The organism is Blautia acetigignens, assembly GCF_025566865.1.
Taxonomy (GTDB): Bacteria; Bacillota; Clostridia; order Lachnospirales; family Lachnospiraceae; genus Blautia_A; species Blautia_A acetigignens.
In genome coordinates, this window is sequence record NZ_JAOQJM010000007.1 from 183,282 (window position 1) to 207,918 (window position 24,637).

24 protein-coding genes, 7 tRNA genes, 1 rRNA gene and 3 pseudogenes are annotated in these 24,637 nt (G+C 45.1%); 14 read left to right on the forward strand and 21 right to left on the reverse strand.

Features of this window, described 5'->3' with window-relative positions; translation table 11 throughout:
* Positions 1–8 precede the first annotated feature (8 nt).
* Both OCV70_RS19775 and OCV70_RS10770 read right to left on the reverse strand, forming a co-directional pair.
* Positions 9–478 (reverse strand): annotated as a pseudogene (locus tag OCV70_RS19775) (flavodoxin).
* A gap of 174 nt (positions 479–652) precedes the next feature.
* Positions 653–1,525, reverse strand: a complete 873-nt coding sequence (locus OCV70_RS10770; RefSeq protein WP_117852708.1) for a LysR family transcriptional regulator — start codon at positions 1,523–1,525, stop codon at positions 653–655.
* 213 nt (positions 1,526–1,738) lie between these two features.
* Between OCV70_RS10770 and OCV70_RS10775 the strand changes: the two genes are divergently transcribed.
* Positions 1,739–4,402 (forward strand): CAP domain-containing protein, encoded by a 2,664-nt coding sequence (locus tag OCV70_RS10775; protein ID WP_195587851.1) that lies wholly within the window; start codon positions 1,739–1,741, stop codon positions 4,400–4,402.
* A 74-nt stretch (positions 4,403–4,476) separates the two neighbouring features.
* Positions 4,477–5,112 (forward strand): CatA-like O-acetyltransferase, encoded by a 636-nt coding sequence (locus OCV70_RS10780; RefSeq protein ID WP_021926063.1) that lies wholly within the window; start codon positions 4,477–4,479, stop codon positions 5,110–5,112.
* On the opposite strand, the gene nadA is transcribed toward OCV70_RS10780, so the two are convergent.
* The gene (nadA, locus tag OCV70_RS10785; protein WP_207743322.1) at positions 5,113–6,033 is read right to left on the reverse strand and encodes a quinolinate synthase NadA; all 921 of its coding nucleotides are present in this window, start codon (positions 6,031–6,033) and stop codon (positions 5,113–5,115) included. It abuts the gene before it with no gap.
* A complete protein-coding gene (locus tag OCV70_RS10790; protein ID WP_195587853.1) occupies positions 6,005–6,274 on the reverse strand; it encodes a hypothetical protein in 270 nt (89 codons plus the stop codon). Before OCV70_RS10790 ends, nadA begins: the two co-directional genes overlap by 29 nt.
* Between OCV70_RS10790 and OCV70_RS10795 the strand changes: the two genes are divergently transcribed.
* The 5 genes from OCV70_RS10795 (at position 6,255) to spoVT (ending at position 10,407) form a co-directional block, all read left to right on the forward strand.
* A complete protein-coding gene (locus tag OCV70_RS10795; RefSeq protein ID WP_195587855.1) occupies positions 6,255–7,667 on the forward strand; it encodes an L-aspartate oxidase in 1,413 nt (470 codons plus the stop codon). The two genes, OCV70_RS10790 and OCV70_RS10795, sit on opposite strands and share 20 nt — an antisense overlap.
* Complete coding sequence (nadC, locus tag OCV70_RS10800; RefSeq protein WP_173766236.1) at positions 7,660–8,517, forward strand: carboxylating nicotinate-nucleotide diphosphorylase; 858 nt, start codon at positions 7,660–7,662, stop codon at positions 8,515–8,517. Before OCV70_RS10795 ends, nadC begins: the two co-directional genes overlap by 8 nt.
* A gap of 32 nt (positions 8,518–8,549) precedes the next feature.
* The gene (locus tag OCV70_RS10805; RefSeq protein WP_195587857.1) at positions 8,550–9,098 is read left to right on the forward strand and encodes a transcription repressor NadR; all 549 of its coding nucleotides are present in this window, start codon (positions 8,550–8,552) and stop codon (positions 9,096–9,098) included.
* 62 nt (positions 9,099–9,160) lie between these two features.
* A complete protein-coding gene (locus OCV70_RS10810; protein WP_021926058.1) occupies positions 9,161–9,742 on the forward strand; it encodes a M15 family metallopeptidase in 582 nt (193 codons plus the stop codon).
* A gap of 116 nt (positions 9,743–9,858) precedes the next feature.
* Positions 9,859–10,407: a stage V sporulation protein T gene (gene spoVT, locus OCV70_RS10815; RefSeq protein ID WP_021926057.1), complete on the forward strand. Its 549-nt coding sequence runs from the start codon at positions 9,859–9,861 to the stop codon at positions 10,405–10,407.
* Between the two features lie 85 nt (positions 10,408–10,492).
* On the opposite strand, the gene OCV70_RS10820 is transcribed toward spoVT, so the two are convergent.
* Positions 10,493–10,855 carry a hypothetical protein gene (locus OCV70_RS10820; protein ID WP_021926056.1) on the reverse strand — a complete coding sequence of 121 codons (363 nt, stop codon included), beginning with the start codon at positions 10,853–10,855 and terminating at the stop codon, positions 10,493–10,495.
* Between the two features lie 275 nt (positions 10,856–11,130).
* On the opposite strand from OCV70_RS10820, the gene trhA reads away from it, so the two are divergent.
* Together trhA and OCV70_RS20180 are read left to right on the forward strand one after the other, a co-directional pair.
* Positions 11,131–11,793: a PAQR family membrane homeostasis protein TrhA gene (gene trhA, locus OCV70_RS10825; RefSeq protein WP_021926055.1), complete on the forward strand. Its 663-nt coding sequence runs from the start codon at positions 11,131–11,133 to the stop codon at positions 11,791–11,793.
* A 31-nt stretch (positions 11,794–11,824) separates the two neighbouring features.
* A pseudogene (locus OCV70_RS20180) lies at positions 11,825–11,968 on the forward strand (DUF6783 domain-containing protein); the annotation flags it as partial.
* On the opposite strand, the pseudogene OCV70_RS20185 reads toward OCV70_RS20180, so the two are convergent.
* Positions 11,937–12,014 (reverse strand): annotated as a pseudogene (locus OCV70_RS20185) (DUF6783 domain-containing protein); the annotation flags it as partial. The pseudogenes OCV70_RS20180 and OCV70_RS20185 sit on opposite strands and share 32 nt — an antisense overlap.
* Here OCV70_RS20185 and OCV70_RS19780 point away from each other — a divergent pair.
* Positions 11,988–12,080, forward strand: a complete 93-nt coding sequence (locus OCV70_RS19780) for a DUF6783 domain-containing protein (protein ID WP_317259465.1) — start codon at positions 11,988–11,990, stop codon at positions 12,078–12,080. The pseudogene OCV70_RS20185 and the gene OCV70_RS19780 sit on opposite strands and share 27 nt — an antisense overlap.
* Here the strand turns inward: OCV70_RS19780 and OCV70_RS10830 are convergent.
* From OCV70_RS10830 to OCV70_RS10840, 3 genes are all read right to left on the reverse strand, one after another.
* Complete coding sequence (locus tag OCV70_RS10830) at positions 12,052–12,294, reverse strand: GIY-YIG nuclease family protein (RefSeq protein WP_021926054.1); 243 nt, start codon at positions 12,292–12,294, stop codon at positions 12,052–12,054. The two genes, OCV70_RS19780 and OCV70_RS10830, sit on opposite strands and share 29 nt — an antisense overlap.
* Before the next feature lie 414 nt (positions 12,295–12,708).
* Positions 12,709–13,512 (reverse strand): M23 family metallopeptidase, encoded by an 804-nt coding sequence (locus OCV70_RS10835; protein WP_021926053.1) that lies wholly within the window; start codon positions 13,510–13,512, stop codon positions 12,709–12,711.
* Between the two features lie 111 nt (positions 13,513–13,623).
* The gene (locus OCV70_RS10840) at positions 13,624–14,544 is read right to left on the reverse strand and encodes a SpoIID/LytB domain-containing protein (RefSeq protein ID WP_195587859.1); all 921 of its coding nucleotides are present in this window, start codon (positions 14,542–14,544) and stop codon (positions 13,624–13,626) included.
* Positions 14,545–14,703: 159 nt separating this feature from the next.
* Here OCV70_RS10840 and OCV70_RS10845 point away from each other — a divergent pair, with 159 nt between their 5' ends.
* The gene (locus OCV70_RS10845; RefSeq protein WP_117852688.1) at positions 14,704–15,894 is read left to right on the forward strand and encodes a metallophosphoesterase; all 1,191 of its coding nucleotides are present in this window, start codon (positions 14,704–14,706) and stop codon (positions 15,892–15,894) included.
* A 43-nt stretch (positions 15,895–15,937) separates the two neighbouring features.
* Here OCV70_RS10845 and OCV70_RS10850 read toward each other — a convergent pair whose 3' ends face one another.
* Positions 15,938–16,363 carry a hypothetical protein gene (locus OCV70_RS10850; protein ID WP_021926050.1) on the reverse strand — a complete coding sequence of 142 codons (426 nt, stop codon included), beginning with the start codon at positions 16,361–16,363 and terminating at the stop codon, positions 15,938–15,940.
* Positions 16,364–16,628: 265 nt separating this feature from the next.
* Between OCV70_RS10850 and OCV70_RS10855 the strand changes: the two genes are divergently transcribed.
* Positions 16,629–18,593, forward strand: a complete 1,965-nt coding sequence (locus tag OCV70_RS10855) for a serine hydrolase domain-containing protein (RefSeq protein WP_173766240.1) — start codon at positions 16,629–16,631, stop codon at positions 18,591–18,593.
* Between the two features lie 86 nt (positions 18,594–18,679).
* On the opposite strand, the gene OCV70_RS10860 is transcribed toward OCV70_RS10855, so the two are convergent.
* Positions 18,680–20,503 (reverse strand): M56 family metallopeptidase, encoded by a 1,824-nt coding sequence (locus OCV70_RS10860; protein WP_195587865.1) that lies wholly within the window; start codon positions 20,501–20,503, stop codon positions 18,680–18,682.
* Positions 20,500–20,895, reverse strand: a complete 396-nt coding sequence (locus tag OCV70_RS10865; protein WP_021926047.1) for a BlaI/MecI/CopY family transcriptional regulator — start codon at positions 20,893–20,895, stop codon at positions 20,500–20,502. The genes OCV70_RS10860 and OCV70_RS10865 overlap by 4 nt, the downstream gene beginning before the upstream one ends.
* 260 nt (positions 20,896–21,155) lie before the next feature.
* Here OCV70_RS10865 and OCV70_RS10870 point away from each other — a divergent pair, with 260 nt between their 5' ends.
* On the forward strand, positions 21,156–21,392 hold the full coding sequence (locus OCV70_RS10870) for a putative Se/S carrier protein (RefSeq protein ID WP_195587874.1): 237 nt from the start codon (positions 21,156–21,158) through the stop codon (positions 21,390–21,392).
* Between the two features lie 48 nt (positions 21,393–21,440).
* Positions 21,441–22,073, forward strand: a complete 633-nt coding sequence (yedF, locus tag OCV70_RS10875) for a sulfurtransferase-like selenium metabolism protein YedF (protein WP_195587882.1) — start codon at positions 21,441–21,443, stop codon at positions 22,071–22,073.
* Between the two features lie 208 nt (positions 22,074–22,281).
* On the opposite strand, the gene OCV70_RS10880 is transcribed toward yedF, so the two are convergent.
* From OCV70_RS10880 to OCV70_RS10920, 9 genes are all read right to left on the reverse strand, one after another.
* On the reverse strand, positions 22,282–23,559 hold the full coding sequence (locus OCV70_RS10880; RefSeq protein WP_186901797.1) for a glycerophosphodiester phosphodiesterase family protein: 1,278 nt from the start codon (positions 23,557–23,559) through the stop codon (positions 22,282–22,284).
* Between the two features lie 124 nt (positions 23,560–23,683).
* A tRNA-Lys gene (locus OCV70_RS10885) sits at positions 23,684–23,756 on the reverse strand.
* A 97-nt stretch (positions 23,757–23,853) separates the two neighbouring features.
* Positions 23,854–23,926 (reverse strand) — tRNA-Phe (locus OCV70_RS10890).
* Positions 23,927–23,931: 5 nt separating this feature from the next.
* A tRNA-Met gene (locus OCV70_RS10895) sits at positions 23,932–24,005 on the reverse strand.
* A 25-nt stretch (positions 24,006–24,030) separates the two neighbouring features.
* Positions 24,031–24,103: transfer RNA gene (locus OCV70_RS10900), tRNA-Thr, on the reverse strand.
* Positions 24,104–24,143: 40 nt separating this feature from the next.
* A tRNA-Tyr gene (locus OCV70_RS10905) sits at positions 24,144–24,225 on the reverse strand.
* Positions 24,226–24,233: 8 nt separating this feature from the next.
* Positions 24,234–24,306: transfer RNA gene (locus tag OCV70_RS10910), tRNA-Val, on the reverse strand.
* A 34-nt stretch (positions 24,307–24,340) separates the two neighbouring features.
* Positions 24,341–24,414, reverse strand: a tRNA-Asp gene (locus OCV70_RS10915).
* Positions 24,415–24,500: 86 nt separating this feature from the next.
* Positions 24,501–24,637: ribosomal RNA gene (locus tag OCV70_RS10920) — 23S ribosomal RNA — on the reverse strand; the annotation flags it as partial.

Consider the following 24,637-nt stretch of genomic DNA (forward strand, 5'->3'; position numbering starts at 1 on the left):
TCAACCTCCTACAGTGATTTTACCCATTTCTCAATTTCCTGTTTATTTGCACGGTTCAGAAGTCTTCCTTCTACAAATTCAGCACCCGGTGCGGACGGCTGTAACTCGGAGATGGTGTTTCCAAATCCTCTTCCGCCTGATGTAGCGAACAGAATAATCTTCTTGCCGGAGAAATCATATTTCTCAAGGAACGTATTGATAATTGTCGGTGCCACATACCACCAGATTGGAATCCCAGAAGAATCTCGTCATAATTTTCAATTCCGGCATCTGTGTCTGTCATCTCAGGTCTGATCTTTTTGTCGTTCATTTCCACGCTGCTTCTGGATTTTTTGTCCATCCAGTTAAGGTCAGTCTTTGTATATGCAACTGCAGGTGTGATCTCATATAAATCAGCTCCGGCTGCCTCTGCAACCATTTCTGCTGTTTTCTTTGTTGTGCCGCTTGCACTGAAATATGCCACAAGTTTTTTTTCCATAATTGCTGCCTCCTTTGAGCATGCTTTCTCTGCTTACCTGTTTATGCCAGGAAAAATCTGTTTCATCCTGTCATCACATATTAATCATAGGTAGCTGTTCATTTTCTTTACAGTTACAATTATAATGCCATTCTTAAATTATTACTAATACTTATAATGTATTTTATATTATGCCTAAAAGGCATTTATCTCCTCTATAAACAGCTGGATTGCCCTGGAATAGGGGATGTTTCGCCGCCAGGCGATTACAGTGCTGGACGTTATTTCCGGATACAGGCGTCTTTGAACCAGCAGATCCTCCCGCCAGTATTTTGCGGCACCCTGGATGGAAACAGGGTAGGCCAGCCCGTACATCGCCATCACTCCCGCGTTGGTTCCCAGATTGCTGGTAAAAGATAGGTTCAGCTTTTCAAAATCTTTTCCGAACCAGTTGGCAAGCTCACTCTGGATTCCAAGACGCTCTGGAAGAATAAGGGGAAGATTCAGAAGATCCTGTTTTGTGACAACTTCTTTTTCCGCAAGAGGATCATCCGGGCGCATTCCCACCACCCACTGGTCGCTGTCCGGGATTCTGATATATTCAAGATTTTCCGTACTTACCGGTTCCAGAAACAGCCCGATATCTACCAGACCTTTATTCATCATTTCCAGAATGGTATCCGCGGTTCCTGTATGCAGGGCAATCTGAACCAGTGGGTATTTTTCCTTAAAGGACCGACTGATCTGCGCAAGGATTTCCACTGCCGCAAACTCGCCGCAACCGATGGTAATAACGCCTTCGATCACGTCCTCGTTCCCTTTGATTTCGTCAATGATTTTATCTTCCAGATCCATAATTTCCAGCGCCCGCCTCTTCAGAAGCAGTCCTGCAGCGGTCAGCGTGATGCAGCGTCCGCCTCTGTTAAAAAGCGCAGTTCCAAGCTCCTCCTCCAGCGCCGCCAGCTGTCTGGAAAGGGTGGGCTGGGTTATATGCAGTTGTTCCGCAGCCTTAGTAAAGCTCTGCTCCTTTGCCACAGTCAAAAAATAACGCAGTACTCTCAGTTCCATAGGTGCTCTGCCTCCGTAAATTCTACTTGTTATAACGTTTTGTAAATATAATTTTATTATATTCATCCAATGGGTGGTGTCAATTTTGTGCAGCTCAATTCTGTGGGGCTTAGGGAAATTTTTTTACCGGCTTTTTTCAACTTATAATTGAAAACTTTTCTGAATTGTGTAAAATGAAAGCAAAGAAATTTATGTTTACGAAGGAGGAGCTTTATGAAACAGAAAAAGACAAATCATTACCTTCTTGGAACAGTTTTTTGCCTGCTTCTTTTGCTATTACTGACTCCGGGACAGGCAACTAAAGTTCAGGCGGCAACTGACAACAGCCTGATTGATGTGAAGCTGGCAGAAGGAATCAGACGTTACGATTACGCGTATGAGGTCCTGAATCTAGTGAACCAGGAACGTGCGAAATCAAACCTGCAGCCCGTAACTATGGACAAAAATCTTCTGGAATGCGCCATGACAAGAGCCCAGGAACTGACTCTTTACGCGTCCCATACCCGTCCAAACGGCACCAGTTGTATGACTGCTTTTCCATATTTCGGGTATAACTCAAGTGAAAACCTGGCAATTAATCAGGTATCTCCGGAAGATGTTATGAACTCCTGGATGAATTCCTCTGGCCATCGTACCAATATTATGGCTTCTGGAAATGTATCTGCAGGAATCGGATGCTTTTACCAGAATGGGGCACTTTACTGGATACAGTGCTTTTCTTCTCATGCTGCGCAGACCTGTTCACAGCCGGGAAATCAGAAGGTTTCCCCCACCATTTCCGCACTTCCGGATCTGGTAAATATCAGTTTCAGTGAAACTTCCCCTGTAAGCTTTACCGAAGCACAGAAAACGATGAAAATCTATGTGACATGCGCAGGATTTTCTTATATGAAATCCGTTCTGGATCCAACATCCTTTAACTGGTCAACCGGAGATTCCGCAATTGCTTCTGTAAACCAGAACGGCGTAATTCAGCTGAAAAATGCAGGAACTACTACGGTTACAGCATCTATGAAGTCTGCACCAACCAAGTCCCTGACGGCACAGCTGAATGCATATTTTGATCTGAATAATGCATATTACAATATTTCCCCTCGTTCCTATAACTACACGGGAAGCGCAGCAACACCTGCTGTAACAGTTACTTTCAACAGTCAGACGCTGACACAGGGAAAGGACTACACGGTTTCTTTTGAAAACAATGTGAATGCCGGAAGAGCCAGCTACACAATTAAAGGTCTTGGTCTTTACAAAGGCACCCTGACCTCCTATTTTTTCATTTACAATGCTTCAATCCGAGATGCAGAAATTACTTTTGACCAGTCCTCTTATATTTATAAGGGAACGCCGCTGACTCCCAAGCCAACTGTCACCTGGAAGGGAAAAACACTGACAGAGGGCAAAGATTATACGCTTTCCTGGAGCAATAATAATCAGCAGGGTAACGCATACATTACTGTTACTGGCAAGGGAAACTTCAAAGACGAGAAAAACAGCCATTTTTATATTGATACCACACCGATTCATACCGCTGTAATCGGCAATATTCCTACATATGACTATGCTCCTGGAAAAGAGTTTAAGCCGGAGCCCACCGTTACCCTGGACGGCGTGCTTTTGAAAAAGGATAAAGATTACGTCCTTTCTTACGGCAATAATAAGAATGCAAGTTCCAGATACAACAAGCCTTATGTAGAGATTAGCGGAATTGGTCTTTACAGAAGCGGTGTGAGAAAATATTTTACCATCAATCCGATTAAAGTTTCAGGCGAGACGGTCAAAGTTACAAAGACAAATTTCGGCAATGGAAGCATGTTGGATTTCCTGAAAAATAATGTAGTCGTTACTTACAAGGGCACTCAGATTCCGTCTGACTGCATGGAATTTTATTCTGTCTGGGGATCTTCTGATAATGAGATTCTTGCTTTTACCATTGAATATACAGGAAATTATACCGGAGAATCCAGAAATATGACTTCTTTGAAAAGATGTGCAGTTTCTGCGATTGGAAACCAGACTTATAAAGGAAGTGCACTGAATCCAAAGCCGACTGTAAAATTTGGTTCTACTGTACTGAAGGAAGGAACGGATTATACCCTTTCCTGGAGCAATAATACAAAGGTGGGAACCGGATCGGTTACGATTACCGGATTGAATAATTACTTCGCAAGCGTGACAGTGAATTTCAAAATTGTGGCACCTGCACCAACTGCAACGCCGACTCCGAAACCGACCGCTACGCCGACTCCGAAACCGACCGCTACGCCAACTCCGAAGCCGACCGCTACGCCGACGCCAAAGCCAACCGCCACTCCAACTCCGAAACCAACCTTGTCCAGGCCAACAGCGAAGCTGGCAACGGCATGGAACAGCGTCACCATCAGTTGGAAGAGAGTTGCAAATGCGCAGAGCTACATTATTTACAGACAAACTGGTTCTGGCAGATATACCAAGCTTAAAACACTGAATTCCAGAACATTTTCTTACAAAGATACAAAAGTTTTGGTAGGTACCAAATACACCTACAGAGTTCGCGCCTGCAGAAAAGTGGGTTCCAGTTACATTTACAGCGCCTATGCCAGAGCTGTATCCGCAACACCAACCCTTTCCAGACCAGCACTTACTTTAAAAACAACCACAAGAAGGCAAACCATTTCCTGGCGGAGAATTTCCGGTGCCAGCGGCTACTTACTGTATCAAAAGACTGGAAATGGTTCTTTCAAACGAATAAAGAAACTTTCTTCCAGAACTACTACGTACACAGTTAGCACCAGAAGAGGCACTGTTTATAGCTATAAGCTGCTCCCATACCGTGTAGTCAACAAAAAAGCAATATATGGTCCATCCAGTGCGGTAAAAAGAGGCAGAGCTAAATAACGTAAAATCAAAGGGAGGCTTCTCAGTTCAACCAAACTGCAGCCTCCCCCAATAATCTACGGAGGTAAACACCCATGGAAAAACAGATCGACCTTTCTTCCTGGAAGCGAAAAGAAATTTTTGATTTTTTCAGCCACGCATCCAATCCCTATTATATGGTAACCTTCCGCATAGATGTCGCACCGTTGTACGCCTACGTGAAAGAACATCATCTGTCATTTTATTATTCGCTGGTCTATCTGTGCACCCAGGCGATTAATGAAGTGGATGCATTCCGATATACCATAAGAGGGACGCAGGTATTTTACCTGGATCCGCGCATCCCAAGCTTCACAGACCTGAAAAAAGACAGTGAATATTTCCACATTGTCACCATGCCGACTATAAACTCCCTTGCAGAATTCAATGCAGAAGCCAGAAAGCGCAGTGCCGCTCAGCAGTTTTTCCTGGATACTACTCAGGAAACCGACCGCGTAATCTACTTCTCCTGCCTGCCCTGGGTAGACCTTACCGCTCTCACAAATGAGCACGATTTTTCCTCTCCTGACAGCAAAAACGACTCCATCCCCCGCATCGCCTGGGGAAAATACGTCCCAAACGGCGACCGCCTGGAACTTGGCATTTCTATAGAGGTAAACCACCGCCTTATAGATGGACTGCACATTGGACAGTTTGCGCAGAGGCTGGAAAAATTGATTGGGGAGTTGTAGCTACTCCCCCAGCGTAAGCATAGTATCAATACAAGCCTTTGCCTTCACCCTCACATTTTCATCCAGATTAATTTCCTCACCGCCCTGACCGCGGACGCAGTTGTAGACGTCCATCAGAGTGGTCAGCTTCATGTTGTGACATACGCAGTCTTTGGAAAGCGGGTAGAACTTCTTGTCCGGGCACTCGAACTGAAGGTGCTGGACAATGCTGTTTTCTGTGCCGATGATGAACTCTTTGGCATCACTTTCTTTGGCATACTTCATGATTCCGGTTGTGCTTCCGATATAATCTGCCATGGCGGAAACTTCTGACAGGCACTCCGGGTGAACCAGGAATTTCGCCTCCGGGTGCGCTGCCCGGGCCTTTTTCACATCTCTGACAGACATTCTTAGATGGGTAGGACATCCGCCGTGAACAAACTTAAATGTTTTCTCAGGCACCTGCTTCTCCACCCAGGCTCCCAGATTGCAATCCGGGATAAACAAAATCTTATCGTTATCAATGTTCCTCACGATCTTCACAGCCGATGAAGAAGTTACGCACACATCGCAAATCGTTTTCAGCTCTGAGGTGGTGTTAATATAAGCCACAACTGTATAATCCGGGTTGGACGCCTTCAGCGCAGAAAGCATCTCCACATCCAGCTGCTCCGCCATTGGACATCCGGCGCCGCTGTTGGAAAGGTAAACCGTTTTCTCCGGGGAAAGAATCTTCACCGTCTCTGCCATAAAACGAACTCCGCACATCAGCACATTTTTCTGAGGCGCTTTGGCCGCCTGCTGGCTCAGTCCGTAAGAATCTCCTGTATAATCTGCCACCTCCAGAATTTCCTGGCTCTGATATGCGTGGGCAAGAATGCAGATGTCTTTTTCTTTCTTTAAACGCAGAATTTCATCCTGCAGTTGTCTTGTAGTCATCATAATTATTTTTTCTCCTGTTTTCGGGCATTTTCTTAGGATTATATTCTCCTGCCGCTTCACTGTCAACCAAAAAGTTTACAGATATCTTGTCAACTGTAAAGTTTAGTGTTATACTACAGGGCATGTCACCTGGCAAAAAAGCCGCAGGATGCTCAAAACACTTCCCCTTTTCGTTTCTGCAGCCTGCACGCAAACTTATTTTTTCAAAAAGGAACCCAATTATGAAAACAGATATTCTCATCGCAGGCTCCGGCTGCTCCGGCCTTTACTGTGCCCTCCAGCTTCCCCGCGATAAAAAAATTACCATTATCACCAAGTCCGATCTGACCAGCAACGACTCCTACCTTGCACAGGGCGGTATGTGTATGCTGAAAGAAGAATCCGATTACGACAGCTTTTTCGAAGACACCATGAAAGCCGGTCATTACGAAAATGACAAAAAATCAGTAGAAATCATGATCAAAACTTCCCCGGAAGTAGTCAAAGATCTGGTTTCCTACGGCGCACGTTTCGAACGTAATGAGGACGGCAGCCTTTCCTACACCAAAGAAGGCGCCCATTCCACCAACCGCATTATTTTCCATGAGGATGTCACCGGCAAAGAAATCACCAGTTCCCTGCTCCGGGAAGTTCAGAAGCTTTCCAATGTTGAGCTTCTGGAATACACCACCATGGTAGATATCCTGGAAAAAGACAACCACTGCTACGGTGCTGTGATCCGCCGCCCGGACGGTTCCCTTGATACCGTAACTGCTTCCTGTACAGTTATGGCAAGCGGTGGAGTAGGCGGACTTTACCGGCATTCCACCAATTTCCGCCACCTTACCGGCGATTCTCTTGCCATTGCCCGCAAGCATGGAATTGAACTGCAGAATCCAGATTATGTACAGATTCACCCAACCACCTTCTATACCAGACGCCCGGAAGACCGCAGCTTCCTGATTTCCGAGTCTGTCAGAGGCGAAGGTGCCAAATTATACGACAAAAATATGAACCGTTTCACCAACGAGCTTCTGCCCCGCGACCTTCTTTCTGAAAAAATCCACGAGCAGATGGCAAAGGATGGCACAGATTTTGTGTGGGAAGATCTGCGTACCATCCCGGAAGAAACTCTCCGTCACCATTTTCCAAACATTGTTGAACACTGCAAAGAAATGGGCTATGATGTTTTCAAAGAATGCATCCCTGTGGTTCCAGCACAGCACTACTTCATGGGCGGCGTAAAGGTTGACCACCAGAGCCGTTCCTCCATGGAAAATCTTTATGTAGTAGGCGAAGCCGCATGCAACGGCGTCCACGGCAAAAACCGACTGGCAAGCAATTCCCTGCTGGAAAGCCTTGTTTTCGCCAAACGGGCAGCACAGGATATGGCAAAAAATGTTTTTTCACAGACAGATGACGCGGCAGACTGCGGCACAGATAGCAGCATCACAGAGATATCCAATACATATGCAGCAGCCAATACTGCAGATATTCACGATACACAAATTACTGCAGACTACTTAGCTTCCCATGTAGACCTTCACCAGTACGAAGACCAGCAGGCCCTTGCCGAAGCTTACCATCACCTTGCAACCGAAGCCATCACACTTGGCGCAAATACAGCCAACAGAAAGGAATTTTTATATGTTTGATCAGGTAACTCTTGGGTTAAATGTTGACCCATTTATTTTAAGCGCATTAAAAGAAGATATCACAAGCGAAGACGTATCCACCAACAGCGTTATGCCAACTCCTACCCCAGGCGTGGTAGACCTTATCTGCAAGCAGGACGGAATCATCTGCGGACTGCAGGTTTTTGAGCGTGTTTTTACACTTCTGGATCCATCCACAAAGGCTGAATTCTACGTAAAAGACGGCGACCATGTAGAAAACAAACAGCTGATTGGAAAAGTTTACGGAGACATCCGCGTGCTGCTCTGCGGCGAAAGAACCGCCCTTAACTATCTTCAGAGAATGAGCGGAATCGCCACTTACACAAGCCAGGTGGCAGCCCTTCTGGAAGGTACCGGAATCAAGCTTCTGGATACCAGAAAGACCTCACCGAACAACCGTATTTTCGAGAAATATTCCGTACGCATCGGCGGAGGAAATAATCACCGCTACAACCTTTCCGACGGCGTTCTTCTGAAAGACAACCACATCGGCGCAGCTGGCGGAGTGAAGCAGGCAATTTCCATGGCAAAGGCCTACGCACCTTTTGTCCGCAAAATCGAAGTGGAAGTAGAGAATCTTGATATGGTAAAAGAGGCTGTAGAAGCTGGTGCTGACATTATCATGCTGGATAATATGACCACCGAACAGCTGAAGGAATCCATTGATTACATTGCCGGACGTGCCGAAATCGAAGTTTCCGGAAATGTTACAAAAGAAAACATTGCCAGACTTACCGGTTTGGGTGTAAATTATGTATCAAGCGGAGCACTTACCCATTCCGCTCCAATTATGGATTTATCTATGAAGAATCTTCACGCAGTGGAGTAACTTCGCATAACAGGCAGACAGGAGATGAAATTATGAAGGGTGAAGAAAGAAGAAAACAGCTTTTAAATATCTTATCCTCCAGCACTGGTCCGGTTTCCGGCGGCACTTTGTCACAAGAGCTGCATGTAAGCCGGCAGATTATTGTACAGGACATTTCTCTCCTGCGTGCCAACGGTTCCACTATTTTTTCCACAAACAAGGGCTATCTGCTCCAGGAAGAGAAGAAATATTCCAGAGTCTTTAAGGTGTATCACACAGACGATCAGGTGGAGGAAGAGCTGAGCGCCATTGTAGATGCAGGCGGACAGATCCGTGATGTGTTTGTCTATCACAAGGTCTATGGCATCCTCAAGGCAGACATGGGGATTAAATCTCGCCGTGATATCCGCGCCTACATGGAAGAAATCAGCACCGGCAAGTCCAGCCTTCTGAAAAACGTAACCTCCGGCTACCACTACCACACCATAGACGCCGAAAGTGAAGAGATCCTGGACACCATCCAGGAAGAACTTCGTCAGCGCGGTTTCCTGGCCAAGCTGCAGGATTACGAACCCGTAGATTTCTGGGGCGGACAGGGCTAAAGAATATTTCCCCCTTTTCCTGCATACATATAAAAGGATGTTGCAGAAAGGGGGACTTTTTTATGCAGAATATTTATACTCGCCTGATCAACCGCAATCACCCGCTTCCACCCGACTATGTTCCCGAAAATCTTGTTGATATTGGAATTCCATTCGATACCCGTCCCGGGGATCCGAAACGTCTTCTGGAAAAAAAGACTGCTCACGCTGCCCTTTGCCTTATAAATGCAGCTTGCAAAGAAGGATTATGCCTTTATGGAATCTCCGGATATCGTTCTTATAAGCGCCAGCAGGAGCTTTACACAGGCAATCCCTATGTTGCCCAGCCTGGCACCAGTGAGCACCAGAGCGGACTGGCACTGGATGTTTCCTGTCCTGCCGTTGGCCTGGAACTGATTCCTGAATTTGCCCAAACTCCAGAAGGCAAATGGCTTACCCGCAACGCATCTCTTTTCGGATTTATTCTCCGCTATCCCCAGAACAAAGAAGACATTACCGGAATTCCATACGAGCCCTGGCATATCCGCTACGTCACACGGGAGCTTTCCGGATATCTGACCCTTACCGGAATGACGCTGGAAGAATATCTGGATTTTCCCGTTAAAACAAAATCCGCCAGCGGTTTCGAAAAATGGAAATTTTAATGTTTTGGAAACGCTAAAAAACATTAAATGTCAGGCATAATTCCCCCAATTTTTCACATACTATCCATACAGTACAAAATATGGAAGCAGATGAAATATACAGGAGGAACAGATAAATGAAAGCGACAGGAATTGTAAGAAGAATTGACGACCTGGGCAGGGTGGTCATACCCAAAGAAATCCGCCGGACTCTGCGAATCAAAGAAGGCACACCCCTTGAAATCTTTACCGACCGTGAAGGCGAAATCATCTTGAAAAAGTACTCCCCAATCGGAGAGCTGAGCATTTTCGCAAAAGAATACGCCGAATCCCTTTCCCAGTCCACCGGCATGCTTTCCTGCATTACCGACCACGACCAGGTAGTGGCTGCTGCCGGACCGGGAAGCAAAGAATTTATCGGGAAAATGATCAGCCACCAGTTAGAAGGCGTGATCAACGACAGGGAATCCAAATGCCTGAACACCAAAGACCGGGGCAAAATCCCCGTAGTGGACGAACAGCCTGACGTTTCCAGTTCCCAGGTCATCCACCCCATCATTGCCGCAGGCGACGCCATCGGCAGTGTCATCCTCATGGGAAAAGGCGACAAAGACATCATGGGTACCAACGTAAAACTCCTGGTCCAGACCGCCGCTGGATTCCTTGGACGGCAGATGGAGCAGTAACGCTTCACACACTTTTTCAGACAAAAAACTGCTGCACCCTGGTATATTTTTTATATGCCAGTCGGTACAGCAGTTTTATTTTTTCTTATTTCGCCTGCTCTCTCATCTTCTGTCTCTGTTTGGTAATATCGAAATACTCTGGAGAAATAATCCCATGCTTCACCAGCGCGTCAAAAACCTCTTTCTGTTCTGGCGTCATGGCCATTCCTACTGTGGAATTGTAATCTGTAAGCACGCATCCGGTTCTCTCGATCATCCAGAATAGTGCGGAGTCATTCTCCGGTATCATTTTCCAGATTTCTTTCTCCGGATATGGCAAAAGCGCCATCATGGTCTGGAGATGTCCATTCTCTTCGATCAGCCTGTAATCTCCATCCGGCATAATGATTCCATCTGAAAAATTCTGGATTTGATCAGCTTTCTGTAAAAGCTCTTCTGTTACCTTCACAATTAGTTACCCCCTGCAAATTCTTCGCAGCATTCTCTTAAATATGCTGCTTTCTTGAAACTCATTATACCATGCTGCAAACTTAAGTGCTATCTATTTTTGTCTTCCAGACAATTTCTGGCTGCCCCCAACCCCCAAAAACTTTTATTATAAAACTTTTCTAAAACCCCTTGCATTTTCGAAAAAAAGTGGTATAGTTATTGCATACTCGATGACATAGTTTTTAATACTACGTATATTAGTTTTCGTTTTCCATTTGTCTGGAGGTGTTGTTTATGAAATTCAAATTAAAAGATCCCGGAAGCGCGATTACCCACGGTATTGCCTTTCTTCTGGCTGCTGCCGGAGCTGCGCCGCTTTTGATTCGTTCCTCAGTGTGGAGCGACCACATTCATGTTCTGGCACTTAGCATTTTTATTCTTACCATGATGCTGCTTTACGCGGCCAGCACACTTTATCACTCCGTTGATTCTACAGACAAGGTGAACCGACGTCTGAAAAAGCTGGATCACATGATGATCTTCGTAATGATTGCAGGCAGTTACACACCAGTGTGCCTGATCGTACTTCACGGCAAGATTGGTTATGCACTCTGCGCTCTTGTTTGGGCAACTGCAATCCTTGGTATTGTATTCAAAGGATTTTGGGTCACATGTCCCAAATGGGTATCTTCCGTGCTGTACATTGGCATGGGCTGGCTGTGTGTTCTGGCCTTCGTTCCAATTATTCACGCACTTCCCAAGGCTGGGTTTGGATGGCTGCTTGCCGGCGGTATTATCTACACCATCGGCGGTGTGATCTACGCACTGAAGCTCCCCATTTTCAACGCCAGACACAAGAACTTTGGATCACATGAAATCTTCCATGTATTTATTATGCTGGGAAGTGCCTGCCACTTTATTGTGATGTATTGCTTTGTGGCAAATATGCCAGTGTAATGGCTTTTTCCTAAAACATATTTGAAAAAGGCTTTCTGCAATAATTTGTGAGACATTTTACCCGGATGAGGGACTCGTAGCTGGAGCCCGAATTCGGGTAAAATATACCGCAAATCAGGTATACAGGTCGAAATATTTTTTCCCATTCTGTCTACGGCAACTGAATTCGGACTAAATATACCGCAAAGTGGGGCGTGCAGATTGCGGGAATGATTTTTCAAACACGCTCTAGTCAGACGGCTGCTGCCCTCTGTCATCTCAAAATTCCATCAGCGCAAATTTCTTAGCCCGCGTCAGCTGCTTAATGGCATACTCCCGGCTCATCGCCTCCTCCTTCGTCGCGTATCCCTCATAATACACAAGGGTCACCGGCCGCTTCGTCTTCGTGTACTTCGCTCCGTTTTTCCCGCTGTTGTGCGCCTTCAGGCGCTTCTCCAGACAGTTTGTCCACCCGGTGTAAAGGGTTCCGTCCGCGCACTGCACAATATAAGTATAATTCATTTTTATCCTTTCCAATTCCCGAATCTTTTATAGAGCATTACCACGTTTTTTCCAGTTGATAAGTATTTCCTGGCTTCTGGCAGCGTCAATTTCATTCTATGTAAAGGAGCACCGCCTTCGTCTTTCCCAACGGCCAGCACCCCTTATCTTTATAAAAAGCAATCGGTCCAAACTACAGTATTTCACCAACAAGCCCCATCATTTCCCTGCGGAGCCGGAAAAAAGCAGGTAGGACACAACACCGACTGCGAATTTTCCCACCTGCTTTATTATACGTTGTTTTTACTCTTTTGTGAATGCTGCCATCCTGTTATAAACACAATTTATAGCATACAAAGAGTTACTGCTCACACCGAGATCAGTAACCGCTTTGTTATTCATAAGCGGTTACTATCAAGAGCCTAAGCTCCCATCTTACGGCAGATATGCGATCGGATCAATGGGCTCTCCGTCCTTCTTCATTGCGAAATACAGGTTGCTGCCTTCCTCACTGTAATACTTGGTAGGCGCTGCAACATAGCCGATGATCTCTCCTTTTTCAACCGAGTCACCTTCTGCCACATCCAGATCTGTCAACTGTCCGTAAATTGCCTGATAGCCGTTTCCAAGCTCCATGGTCACGGTAGTTCCTGTCTCAGCGTCATTCTCAATGGAGTACACAGTGCCGTTCACGGCAGACACAACAGGTGCCCCTTCCACTGCCTGTACGGAAATCGCAGGACTTAATTTATACTGGTCAAGAGTTGGAAAATAAACGCTCTGATCCATGCTGTAGTCGATCAACACATGTCCGTTCACTGGCCATTCCATCAATGTATCCTCAGAAAAATTGATTTCCGGACTCTGATTCAGGGAAACCTGGGCATTCACGCTGGTACTCTCTCCGATGTCCGCAGAATTTTCAACACCTGTAAGATCAGCCGCATTATCCACCTCATTGGCAGCTTCCTTCACTACAGCTTCCTCATCCAAAATTCCTGTATCAGACATTTCGTCCATATCTGCCTCAACCAGGCTGGTTCCTGCCTCTGCCAGAGTTCCGGAATCCGCGGAACTTTCCCCATTCGCCGTATCGTTTTCCTGTGTACTTTCCAGGGGAAGCACCTCCTGAATATGTTCCTGTTTGTTTGACACCTGATAAGCTGTCACGCCCAAAACTGCCATCACTGCCAGAAGCGCACCATTAAAAATAAATCTTGCTGTTCTGTTTTTCCTCATATTCTTTTCACCTCTACATACATTCTGTTCACAGCTGTTGTACCGTCTGTATTTATAGGGTGTCCAGAATAAACAGGCTTATTCATTTTATCTGCCAGATTTGTAAAAAATCTACACGGAATTTATATTTTGAAGCTCCATCTCCGGAAAATAAGCCTCCAGAATTTCCTCCCAGCTGCTGCCCTCCTTCGCCATCTCATTTCCCCCATACTGGGAAAAACCCAGCCCATGTCCTTTTCCCTTGCACAGAAACCGCACCGCATTTCCCACTTTTTGCATGGAAAAATCCGCCGAAGCCAGATGCATTCCCTCCCGGAAGCTCTCTCCTTCCAGCCAGCTTCCGTCTGCGGTCAAAGCAGTCACATAGCCTGCGCTGTCCCTTTTTTTGATCACAAGCCTGGCTGGAAGCTGACTTGCTGACACATATGTACTGTTTACATAATCCGGAGCATCCTTGTCCTGGCTGCTGTCCACAGATTTCAAATAGGAATATTCTTCATTATGAAAAACCTCCGCCCCATCCCTGGTCATTCCGCTGCTGATCTGGTGATACGGCACCAGCTTCAGTTCTCCCTGATAAGTAAGCACCTGCCCGGCAGTTGCATCTGCCGCGTTTTTATTTTCCTGCAGCGTATCAGCCTTTTTCATCATCTCCCAGATTTGGGACAAATGTCCTGGTGACAGAGTTCCAGCCAGAATAAACGAATACTCTCCACCGCTATTTCTGTCCGTATTTTTCCCGGTAACTTCCCCGCTTACTTCTTCCATAATTTTCCCCGCCTGCTCCCCTGCTGCCAGCCGCCTGTACAAATTCGACCTGGCGATCACAGCCTGAGCCTTCACCGCTTCCTCCTCATAATCCCCTTTCAGCTGCACCATAAGCAGCAGTGGAACCATAACCTCCTCATCCGGAGAAGAAAGTAAAAGTGCTTTATCCGCACCGTTTAACAGAATCGTACACACATAAGGCATCAACAGAACAAGGGGAATGAAAAATCCCGAAGAACAAAACTTCCGAAACCACTTTCTCATGCCAGCCCCGTGCCGCCTTTTCCCCAGTATCGTCCAGGCGCAACTTGCGGCACACTCGTCCTTATCATTTTCTCCCTATTATATGCACAATTGCAAAAACTTATGAACCGTAGTATACTGAACTTGTTTTACAGAATTTTATAAATAATGGAGGTTTCTATGGGAGCAATACTTCTTGCACCTGTGTACATCCTGATCAACTTTTATGTGGTCCGCTGGATGATACGCTGGATGGGCGCATGTCACAGGCTTTTCCAGACTATGGCATTCCGCGTTTCCTTTGTGGGAATTTATATTATACTTGCCACTGCACTGCTCACCGGTTTTCTTGTGAAAAAACCGCTCAGCCTGCACCGCATTTTGAAGCATATTGGAAATTACTTTCTCGGTACTTTTATTTACATTCTTCTTGTAATCGCTGTTGTGGATTTCGGACGCCTGATACTGAAATACGTTTTCCACGCGCCCTTTATCGGACAGCGGAGCACCTTTGTGATCACCGGACTGATCTGCACGGTTCTGATCATTGCAGTCAGCATTTACGGAATTCTTCATGTCGCCAATGTGAAAACCACGCCTTATGAGGTTACTGTGGAAAAATCAGTGGACGGCATGGATTCCCTGAAAGTAGTTCTTCTTGCAGACACTCATTTCGGCTACAGCATGGGCACCGCCCAGGCAAAACGCATTGTGAAAAAAATCAATGCCGAAAATCCTGATGTCGTCTGTATTGCCGGAGATATTTTCGACAACGAATACGATGCAATTTCTGAACCGAATAAATTAAAGAAAATTTTAAAAGGGATCAAATCCAGATATGGGGTGTACGCCTGCTGGGGAAATCACGATCTCAACGAGCCGATTCTTGCAGGATTTACCTTTAATGGAACAGAAGACAGCTACAACGATCCAAGAATGGAAGAATTTCTTACAGATGCAGGCATTCACCTGCTGGATGACGAATCTGTACTGATTGACAACAAGTTTTACATAGTTGGGCGCCGGGACGCCTCCCGCTGTGAAAAAGTAGAAGGCTCCCGTCAGACTCCGGCCCAGCTTACCCAAGCGCTGGACCAGAGCAAACCAATTATATTTATCGATCATCAGCCGAAAGAGCTTTCAGAAACAGCTGCTGCCGGTGTGGATCTGGACCTTTGCGGTCACACTCATGACGGCCAGATTTTCCCCGGAAATCTCATTATCCATCTATTCTGGGAAAATTCCTGTGGCTACCTTCAGAAAGGAAGCATGCACAACATTGTCACTTCCGGGGCCGGAATCTGGGGACCAAGCATGAGAGTAGGAACCGACAGCGAGATCTGTCCTATCACCATTCATTTTACGAAATAACACCGTTTACAAAACATTTTTCAGGCAATCCTTATAGCTTTCCTCACAAAGGACTGCCTCTGCACACGGACTGCCGCATATACGGCAGTCCTTTTTTGAAATAAACATCTCTTATCCGGTTGCTGTTTTTATGAAAAACATCCCTTATTCGGTTGCTTCTTTTATAAAAAACATCCCGTATCCGATTGCTATTTTTTCCGCGCATTTCTGCGGCCGTCACTTTTCTTTTCTCCGCATCTGCCGCATGCATTTCTTCTGATGTCATTTTCTGCAATAATTTTCCTGAAATTGATTTCTCACGGACACTACAGGGGCCTTCACTGCATCCTGATCTTAACCAAGTCTGGGCGCCTGCAGCCTGTCCGCTCACAAGTACCTTTACGAACTGAAGTGCATTACCTTTTCCACAAAATACTCCTGTGACAAAGCCAACCATAACAGTCATCATCATATCAAAAAAATGCTTCATAAAGGTCCTCCTTTTTTTCATGCCTGTCCACAACCGCGATGGAACTGCGCACTTTCCATGATTGTGCAGGTATAGTTATTCTTATGCCTGTCCGCTTGCAGGATAGAACCTGATTTCTGAAAAATTTTTGCCAAATCACAGCCGCACTTTCCTTTTTTGCCTTATTGACACCGCAATTGTCCACTGCTACAATAAGCTCAATCAACTTTTGGTTATACTAATATAGCAGTTACCTAATATTCCCTTCACCAGAAAGGAGCAGCCTATGGCAAAAGAACAAATTGCAGTTGCAGAACTGATCACCAATATCATTCTTGGAAAAACCGATGGCGCAAGCAGAGTAGATTTTTTCCCGCAAAAGCCCAAGTTCCCATTTGACAAGCCCTATGAGCAGCCATTTCCCAGAGCAACACCGGAAAGCCAGGGCATTTCTTCCGATATGCTGGCGGATCTGCTCCGTGATCTGGTGGCTTCCCACTATACAGACATGCATCATTTCATGGTTCTTCGAAACGGGAAAGTCATCTGCGAAGCCAACTTCGCGCCTTATCGCAGCGGAATCTGGCATGTCACCCATTCCATGTGCAAAAGCATCACAGGAATGGCTATCGGACTTCTTGTAGAAGAGGGCAAGCTTTCCCTGGACGAAAATATTTATGATATTTTCCAGAAGAATTTGAATACCTTCACCAAAATTTTCCGTCCCACCGTCACCGTGGAGAATCTTCTCACCATGACCAGCGGCATCACCTTCAATGAATCCGGCATTGTGTCTGGCAACGACTGGCTCACCAGCTACATGAATTCTTCCATCACCGGAAACCCTGGGGAAAATTTCCTATACAACAGTCTGAACACCTATGTTCTTTCCGCAATTATCACAGAGCGCACTGGTCAGACACTTACAGAGTATCTGGAGCCGCGGCTTTTCGCTCCCCTTGGCATTACCCGTTATTTCTGGGAAACCTGTCCTAAGGGCATTACCAAGGGAGGATGGGGACTTTTCCTTTGTGCGGAAGACATGGCTAAACTTGGACAGCTTTATCTGCAGAAAGGCAAATGGAACGGCCAGCAGATCATTCCTGAATTCTGGGTGGAAGTTTCCACAGCCAAGCATAAGGAGAGCATCGAGGGCACTTACGGATACGGTTACCAGATATGGATGGAGGCCCGCCCCGGCAGCTTTGAATTTAACGGAATGCTGGGGCAGAACGTAATTGTTTATCCGGACATGAATATGGTAATCGTCACCAATGCAGGCAACAACGAGCTGTTTCAGAACTGCGTCATGCTGAATATTATCCGCAAGTATTTTCCACGGAAATTTCACCCTGCAGACGTTCTCCCTGAGAATCCATGCGCGCAGAGCCTGTTGAACCGCCTTACTGCCCAGTTAGAAAACGGCACCGCCACTGCCCAGACACTTTCATCCCTTCGAAAAGGCGGCTGGAAAAAGAATCCTGCCGGACTTCGCCGCAGCACCGGTGCCCGCCAGAATATCTGGAATTATGTGAAAGGAATTCCTTCACCTGATCCCCATCAGGCAGCCTTACAACTGAATGGGAAAATTTTTGAACTTTCTCCACAGAGCATTGGACTTTTTCCTCTGTTTATCCAGGTTTTCCACAATAATATGACGGAGGGTGTGCAAAAGCTTTCTTTCACCTGTGAAAAAGGGGAGTTCTCTGTAAACTTCCTGGAATCCGGAGAGTGGCATCCCCTCCCGGTTGGATTTGGACAGGCAAAGGAATCCTGGCTTACGCTTCATGAAGAGAGTTATCTGGTTGGTACCTGCGGAGAATTTACCACTGACGAAAATGGCACCGCTGTCCTGAAGCTTGAGATTACTTTTCTGGAAGAATGCGTGCGCAGAAAAATCCATATTTTCTTCCTGCCAGAGGATGAACTTCAGATTCGCTGGTACGAGACTCCGGGAAAAGGCATGATTATGGAAGGACTTGAATCTATCACGGAAGAAATCTCCAAAAACTTCCTCTATGGCACCTTCAAAGGTGCCGGCGGCCTGGAACTGCTTCACCGCATTATGGAACAGACCATTGAACCGGTCTCACATGGATATCTGGTGACAGAAGAGGAAGATCCGGGGGATTCTGAAGAAGGAACACTTGAGAAAGAAAATGCTGAAGTACCTGGTGCCCAAAGCGTAGTTGCATCCGTTGCTGACGATGCTGAACCTGCGGGTTCTACAGCTAAAGATTTGCAGGAATGAAATTAAAAATCCCATCGAAATACCTTGAGTCAGATACTCAAATATTTCGGTGGGATTTCCACATTTCACATTATTTTATTTTTAACTTAATTCTCATACCACAAGGTTCCATCCGGCCCTGTAAACGTTCCGTCTCCATTATCCGAATACGCACCAGAAGCATTATTTTCCCATTCTCCGGCACTGTTCTGATAAAGAGTCTGATAGTTCAGCCCTTCCTCATCCACAACAACCAAAGACGCCTGCGCATTCTCAGAAGGTGTTTCCGGCGCATCTTCTGACCCCTGTTCACCAGTTGCAGCCTGGGTCCATTCTCCGCCGCCATTTTCATAATACAATCTTCCGCTGCCATCATACCAGTTTCCATCTGTGGCACGATATACATAATTTGCCCAGGAACCATCCTTCGCCCAAACTGTGACCTGTTCATCCGTTAAGGTAATTCCTCTGGTTTCGGCACTGCCTGTCACGGAGTCATCACTTGAATCCGTACCTGAATTTCCAGATTCAGAAGTACTGTCTGATGTACTTCCATCGTTAGTATCTATGCCCTCTGAATAATCAGCTTTACTCGTACTCTCACTGTTCAAAGTCTCGCTGCCATCTGCATTTATATTCCCGGAAGCAGATTGATTTCTTCCTGCAATGGAATCCTTGTCTCTTCCTGCTCCGTAAGAGCTATCAGAACTGTTTTCTGCTATAAGGTTTACATATTCTCCTGCAGCTCCCCGATCTGGCTGAAATTCCACCAGGTCACCTACAGCCGCCTGAACCGCATCGAAGGAAACTCCTACAAATACCTGAGCTCCCACCAAAATAGCTCCCAGCAATACTGCCGGAAAAACCTTTTCCTTCAGGCACCTTAAATTTTTCATATACAAAATACGGTCCTTAAAAACTTTCTTGCCATCACTGAATCCCACTGACATATAAGGAATGTGATTCTGGCTCGCCGCAATCTTTAGCAATAGCTCCCCATATTTCATCCGATTCTTCATGGTATAATGGGCTGCCATTTTTCCGTCACAAAGATTTTCAATATCTTTCTCCGCTTCTCGCTGCATCAGGTAAAGGGCCGGGTTAAACCAGTAGATGGTTGTAACGATGAGCATCAGCATTTTATACCACAGGTCATGTCTCATATAATGGGACAGCTCATGGGAAAAGATAAATTCCAGTTCTTCCAGCGTGAATGCCTTTTCCGGCACATAAAGTCCGGGATTGCGAATTCCTGCCAGCATCGGGGAGGTAAGCCCTTCCCATACAAGAAGCCTTGGCGGATTTTTGATATGTTTCTTACGGCAGAGCCTGAAATACAATTCCTGCATTTCCTCATTATCTGCGGGGTAACTCCAACGCTCCATCTTATGCAAGGAAAAATAATAGCGCATACCCCTGGTGAAGCCAAACAGAAGAATTCCGCACAGCCAGATGATTCCTGCCGCATTCAGAAGCTTTTCGAGCGGCAGCGTGCCGTAACTGAGAGTAATCGTAGAAATACCTTTAGAAAGTACTTGTCCACTCTTAGCACTTTCTTCAGCTGCATTATTTACAGCATTAGACTTCTCATCAACAACTGTACTGATCAGATTTCCCGAAAGTACTGCATCTGTTGTGGAGGTTTCCCCAGCTTCATTTTTATTCTCCGCCTGGTTGCTGGCATTTTGTTTTCCCCTCCAGGAACTGCTTGCACTGCTATTTGCTTCCTTCTGCCCGATCTGAATCCTAAGCAGACTTCCTCCTGAGAAATCCACGGGTATCAGCAGAAAAACCATAACAATCAGCCACATATAATATTTCCATTTCGATGAATATTTTCCCTTCGTAAAATGTCCGATCCACACAGTTGCGCAGATTATCAATGCTGCAATCACATTCATCTTCAAAATCAGAAACATAAATGATGTCATAAATCCTCTTCTTTATCCTCCAGCTCCTCTAAAAAGTCATGAAGTTCTTTAATGTCATCCTGATTCATTTTTTTGCCCTGGTACAAAGAAGCCACAAATTTCTTCAGAGAATTGCCGTACAGCTTCTCCAGCACACTTTTGCTTTCACTCTGCTGATATTCCTCCTGGGAAATCAGCGGCGTGTAAAGATTCATTTTTCCCTGTTTTGTCACTTTCACAAAATTCTTTTTCTCCAGTCTGGTAAGAAGTGAAAGTATGGTTGTTGGCGCTAAAGCTTTTTTCTCATTTACCACACGTTCAATCTCAATTCTGGTCATCGGCGGCTCATACTTCCACAAAACCAGCATAATATCCAGTTCCGAATCTGGAAGACGGTTAATTGTTTTTTTCATCCTACTCTATCCCTCCTTATTGACACATCAAACACGCATATTCCTATTTAAGTTCTCCTTGTACATCCTCTCTATCTATATTTCCCACAATAGATAGTATGGTAATTAGCTGCTGGTCCCACCATGCACAGTAACGCAGAATGCAGCCAGTGAATAATCACTTTAATTCTACACTTGTAGTAATACTTTGTCAACAAAACTTGCAAATTTGCAATTTTAATACTATACTGAATATAACACAAAACCTCAGGAGGTATAGAATGATATCCAGAGAAAAACGACTTATCATAACCTTTCGCTGCACCACAGATGCCATCGCTATGGAAAAAGCCTGCAAGGCAGCCCAGGCACCTGGGCGGTTAATTCCTGTTCCAAGGGCGATTTCCGCCAGCTGCGGACTTTCCTGGTGCGCAAATCTTAACAGCCGTCAATCTCTCGAAGAACTGCTTTCACAGCAGGACCTGCAGCCTGAGGGAATTTATGAATGCATGATTTAACAGAATACCGACAAGTACTTATTAAAAATTTTTAAGGAGGAACTTTATATGCAGAACAAAACTGTAGACGCAAGAGGCATGGCATGCCCTCTTCCCGTAGTAAATGCCAAGAAAGCATCTGAAGAAATGACTGAAGACGGTGTTCTTACCGTTCTGGTAGATAATGAAATCGCCGTTCAGAACCTGACTAAATTTGCAGCAAGCAGAGGCTTCCAGTCTTCCGCAGAGAAAAAAGGGGAAAAAGATTTCGCTGTAACCTTCCAGATTCCAGAGAAAGATGCACAGACTGCTGTTTCTCAGCCCACAGCCTCATCTGAACCAACCTGTGCTCCAGATTCCAAGAAGCACGGCCTTGTAGCTGTTCTGTCCGCCAACACCATGGGAAACGGAGAGGAACAGCTTGGCAAAATTCTTATGAAATCTTTCATCTTTGCCCTTACCAAACAGGATCATCTCCCGGAAACCATCCTTTGCTATAATTCCGGCGCTTACCTTACCTGCGAAGGTTCTGACTCTCTCGAAGATCTGAAGTCCCTGGAAGCAGAAGGCGTCAAAATCCTCACCTGCGGAACCTGCCTTGACTTCTATGGTCTGAAAGAGAAATTAGCCGTAGGCGGCGTTACAAACATGTATGAAATCGTAGAAATCATGGAAAACGCCGGAACTATTGTACGCCCATAATTCATTACTATAAAGCTTGTACACAGCAATACCTTTTACGAGATTGCAAGCCACCAAAGATAGATCATCTTGTGCACCCCAAAATAGCGTTTGCTGCGCAAATAATATTACAAAAAAATCCAAGTTTTTAAGTATTTATATTACTACTTAAAAGCTTGGATTTTTTATACACCTCTTAGATATTTATCTATTAAAAAATCAATGTCCTTTATAAAGTCTTTGTGGCCCAGGAAATTTCTTCCGTTGTGATATAATCCGCCTTCCAGCCTACATACTGCCGCATGATCTGCTCACTGGTTATATCCCAGACTGCGATTTTAATTCCCTGTTTATGCAGATCATCTATTGTCTTTTGGTTCACATACGCACTGCTTACGCTAAGTTGAAAACCATAAACCCTAGCATCTCGAAGCGCAGACTCTGTAATTCCCTCCCTCATAATATACTGAATGCCTATTTTTGAATTAATCTGTCTCAATTTAATTAACGGCTTTTCCCGGAAAGAAATAACAATTGGCTGACGTTTGGAAGTTAGGAAAATCTTGTTCATTTGCTCTACTTCAGCATCTTTGCAAGTCCATTTCAGCTCAATGACCGGAGTTGCAAAATATTGATTGCAAACATTAATGTATTCCTGCAAAGTCGGTGTATAATTACCTGGATACAATTCTGCATTCATACCGCCAATAATGGGATAGGATTTCAACTCAGCATATGTAATCTTCTCAATTCTTTTATCAACACCGCACATGCGCATCAAATTACTGTCATGAGCTACTACATATACCCCATCAAGAGTTTTTCGTACATCACATTCCAGATATTTTGCACCTCGTGAACCAGCTAATTTAAAGGAGGGCAGCGTATTTTCAGGAGCTTCTCTTAGAAGCCCACGATGCATAATGAAATTTGTCTTCGTATATGTATAAGAAGTTCCCCGTGCTTTTACCTGAATAGTAACAGATGCTGTATACTTATATTTTCCATAAGATGTATAGGTAATTTTTGTTTTTCCTTTTTTCTTCGCATATACGGTACCATTCGAGGAAACACTGGCAATACTCGGTGCTGAAGATTTATAAACTGTTACAGAGCCTTTCTTTTTCGGAACAAGTGTAATGCCCTCACCCGTTTTCATAGAAACGCTACTGCCGTATGAATAAAATCCTGTTTTTACAGTCTTAGAATATACAAAAATTTTGCAGCGAATGTTCTTCTTACCCCTGCTGGCTGTAATATACGCACTTCCAGTCTTCTTGGCACGTATAATGCCCTTAGAAGAGACGGTAACAATTCCTTTATTAGAAGACTTCCATTTAAAAAGATCAGCCTTCACTTTCTTCTTTCCAGAATATACAGGAATTTCTTTTTTACTTCCAGTCTTTATTACTACCTTGGAGGCACTAAACGAATAAGTCTGTGCCTCTGTTGAAACAGGAAAGCAAAATAGAAAAACAATCATAATTCCCCATATTAACTTCTTCATAACATGCCCCCGTAATTTTTATTATTTTTTATAATTGTACAGGACAGTTTTCTATTATGCAAGTCATGTTTTCAAACAAAAAAAAGACCGAAAACCTATTTGAAGGTCTTCGGCATTTTTTTAGTGAAGCATCGGGGATTCGAACCCCGGACAACTTGATTAAAAGTCAAGTGCTCTACCAACTGAGCTAATGCTCCATATTATATTTTTTATTTTAAACGTCTGGGCTGTTTAGAAGAAGCCTTTGACATTTAAAATGCTCAGGCTTTTTCTAAACAGCCATCGCATTCAAAATGCCCAGAGCCGGAATCGAACCAGCGACACGAGGATTTTCAGTCCTCTGCTCTACCAACTGAGCTATCTGGGCATAAGTAGCGGGAATAGGATTTGAACCTATGACCTTCGGGTTATGAGCCCGACGAGCTTCCAGACTGCTCCATCCCGCGATATTTTATTCTTTTTCAAAGAAAAAGCCGATGATCGGACTCGAACCGATAACCTGCTGATTACAAATCAGCTGCTCTGCCAATTGAGCCACATCGGCGCGTAACCATTGGCTACAACAGATGAAATTATTCATCAAGTGGATGGAGAAGGATTCGAACCTTCGAAGGCATCGCCAGCAGATTTACAGTCTGTCCCCTTTGGCCACTCGGGAATCCATCCATAATATATGGGACCTATAGGGCTCGAACCTATGACCCTCTGCTTGTAAGGCAGATGCTCTCCCAGCTGAGCTAAGATCCCATAATATTTAATTATTACTGATTTTCATCAGTAGCGACCCGGAAGAGACTCGAACTCTCGACCTCCGCCGTGACAGGGCGGCGCTCCAACCAACTGAGCCACCGGGCCAAATAAAGGTTTGCACCTTCAAAACTACATACATGTTACATCCTTGTTCGGAATTTGTCAAGAATCTTTTTTCAACCTTGCGATTGTTGGTCAAGCCCTCACCCTATTAGTAGCAGTCAGCTCCATGCGTTGCCGCACTTCCACCCCTGCCCTATCTACCTCGTCGTCTTCAAGGGGGTTTACTTCTTTCGAATGGGACATCTCATCTTGAGGGGGGCTTCAC

Excerpts from the sequence above, each read along its gene's own strand:
- OCV70_RS10770 (WP_117852708.1), bottom strand. The coding sequence starts at position 1,525 with ATGGAACTGAGAGTACTGCGTTATTTTTTGACTGTGGCAAAGGAGCAG.
- OCV70_RS10775 (WP_195587851.1), top strand. The coding sequence starts at position 1,739 with ATGAAACAGAAAAAGACAAATCATTACCTTCTTGGAACAGTTTTTTGC.
- OCV70_RS10780 (WP_021926063.1), top strand. The coding sequence starts at position 4,477 with ATGGAAAAACAGATCGACCTTTCTTCCTGGAAGCGAAAAGAAATTTTT.
- nadA (WP_207743322.1), bottom strand. The coding sequence starts at position 6,033 with ATGATGACTACAAGACAACTGCAGGATGAAATTCTGCGTTTAAAGAAA.
- OCV70_RS10795 (WP_195587855.1), top strand. The coding sequence starts at position 6,255 with ATGAAAACAGATATTCTCATCGCAGGCTCCGGCTGCTCCGGCCTTTAC.
- OCV70_RS10790 (WP_195587853.1), bottom strand. The coding sequence starts at position 6,274 with ATGAGAATATCTGTTTTCATAATTGGGTTCCTTTTTGAAAAAATAAGT.
- nadC (WP_173766236.1), top strand. The coding sequence starts at position 7,660 with ATGTTTGATCAGGTAACTCTTGGGTTAAATGTTGACCCATTTATTTTA.
- OCV70_RS10805 (WP_195587857.1), top strand. The coding sequence starts at position 8,550 with ATGAAGGGTGAAGAAAGAAGAAAACAGCTTTTAAATATCTTATCCTCC.
- OCV70_RS10810 (WP_021926058.1), top strand. The coding sequence starts at position 9,161 with ATGCAGAATATTTATACTCGCCTGATCAACCGCAATCACCCGCTTCCA.
- spoVT (WP_021926057.1), top strand. The coding sequence starts at position 9,859 with ATGAAAGCGACAGGAATTGTAAGAAGAATTGACGACCTGGGCAGGGTG.
- trhA (WP_021926055.1), top strand. The coding sequence starts at position 11,131 with ATGAAATTCAAATTAAAAGATCCCGGAAGCGCGATTACCCACGGTATT.
- OCV70_RS10830 (WP_021926054.1), bottom strand. The coding sequence starts at position 12,294 with ATGAATTATACTTATATTGTGCAGTGCGCGGACGGAACCCTTTACACC.
- OCV70_RS10835 (WP_021926053.1), bottom strand. The coding sequence starts at position 13,512 with ATGAGGAAAAACAGAACAGCAAGATTTATTTTTAATGGTGCGCTTCTG.
- OCV70_RS10840 (WP_195587859.1), bottom strand. The coding sequence starts at position 14,544 with ATGAGAAAGTGGTTTCGGAAGTTTTGTTCTTCGGGATTTTTCATTCCC.
- OCV70_RS10845 (WP_117852688.1), top strand. The coding sequence starts at position 14,704 with ATGGGAGCAATACTTCTTGCACCTGTGTACATCCTGATCAACTTTTAT.
- OCV70_RS10850 (WP_021926050.1), bottom strand. The coding sequence starts at position 16,363 with ATGAAGCATTTTTTTGATATGATGATGACTGTTATGGTTGGCTTTGTC.
- OCV70_RS10855 (WP_173766240.1), top strand. The coding sequence starts at position 16,629 with ATGGCAAAAGAACAAATTGCAGTTGCAGAACTGATCACCAATATCATT.
- OCV70_RS10860 (WP_195587865.1), bottom strand. The coding sequence starts at position 20,503 with ATGACATCATTTATGTTTCTGATTTTGAAGATGAATGTGATTGCAGCA.
- OCV70_RS10865 (WP_021926047.1), bottom strand. The coding sequence starts at position 20,895 with ATGAAAAAAACAATTAACCGTCTTCCAGATTCGGAACTGGATATTATG.
- OCV70_RS10870 (WP_195587874.1), top strand. The coding sequence starts at position 21,156 with ATGATATCCAGAGAAAAACGACTTATCATAACCTTTCGCTGCACCACA.
- yedF (WP_195587882.1), top strand. The coding sequence starts at position 21,441 with ATGCAGAACAAAACTGTAGACGCAAGAGGCATGGCATGCCCTCTTCCC.
- OCV70_RS10880 (WP_186901797.1), bottom strand. The coding sequence starts at position 23,559 with ATGAAGAAGTTAATATGGGGAATTATGATTGTTTTTCTATTTTGCTTT.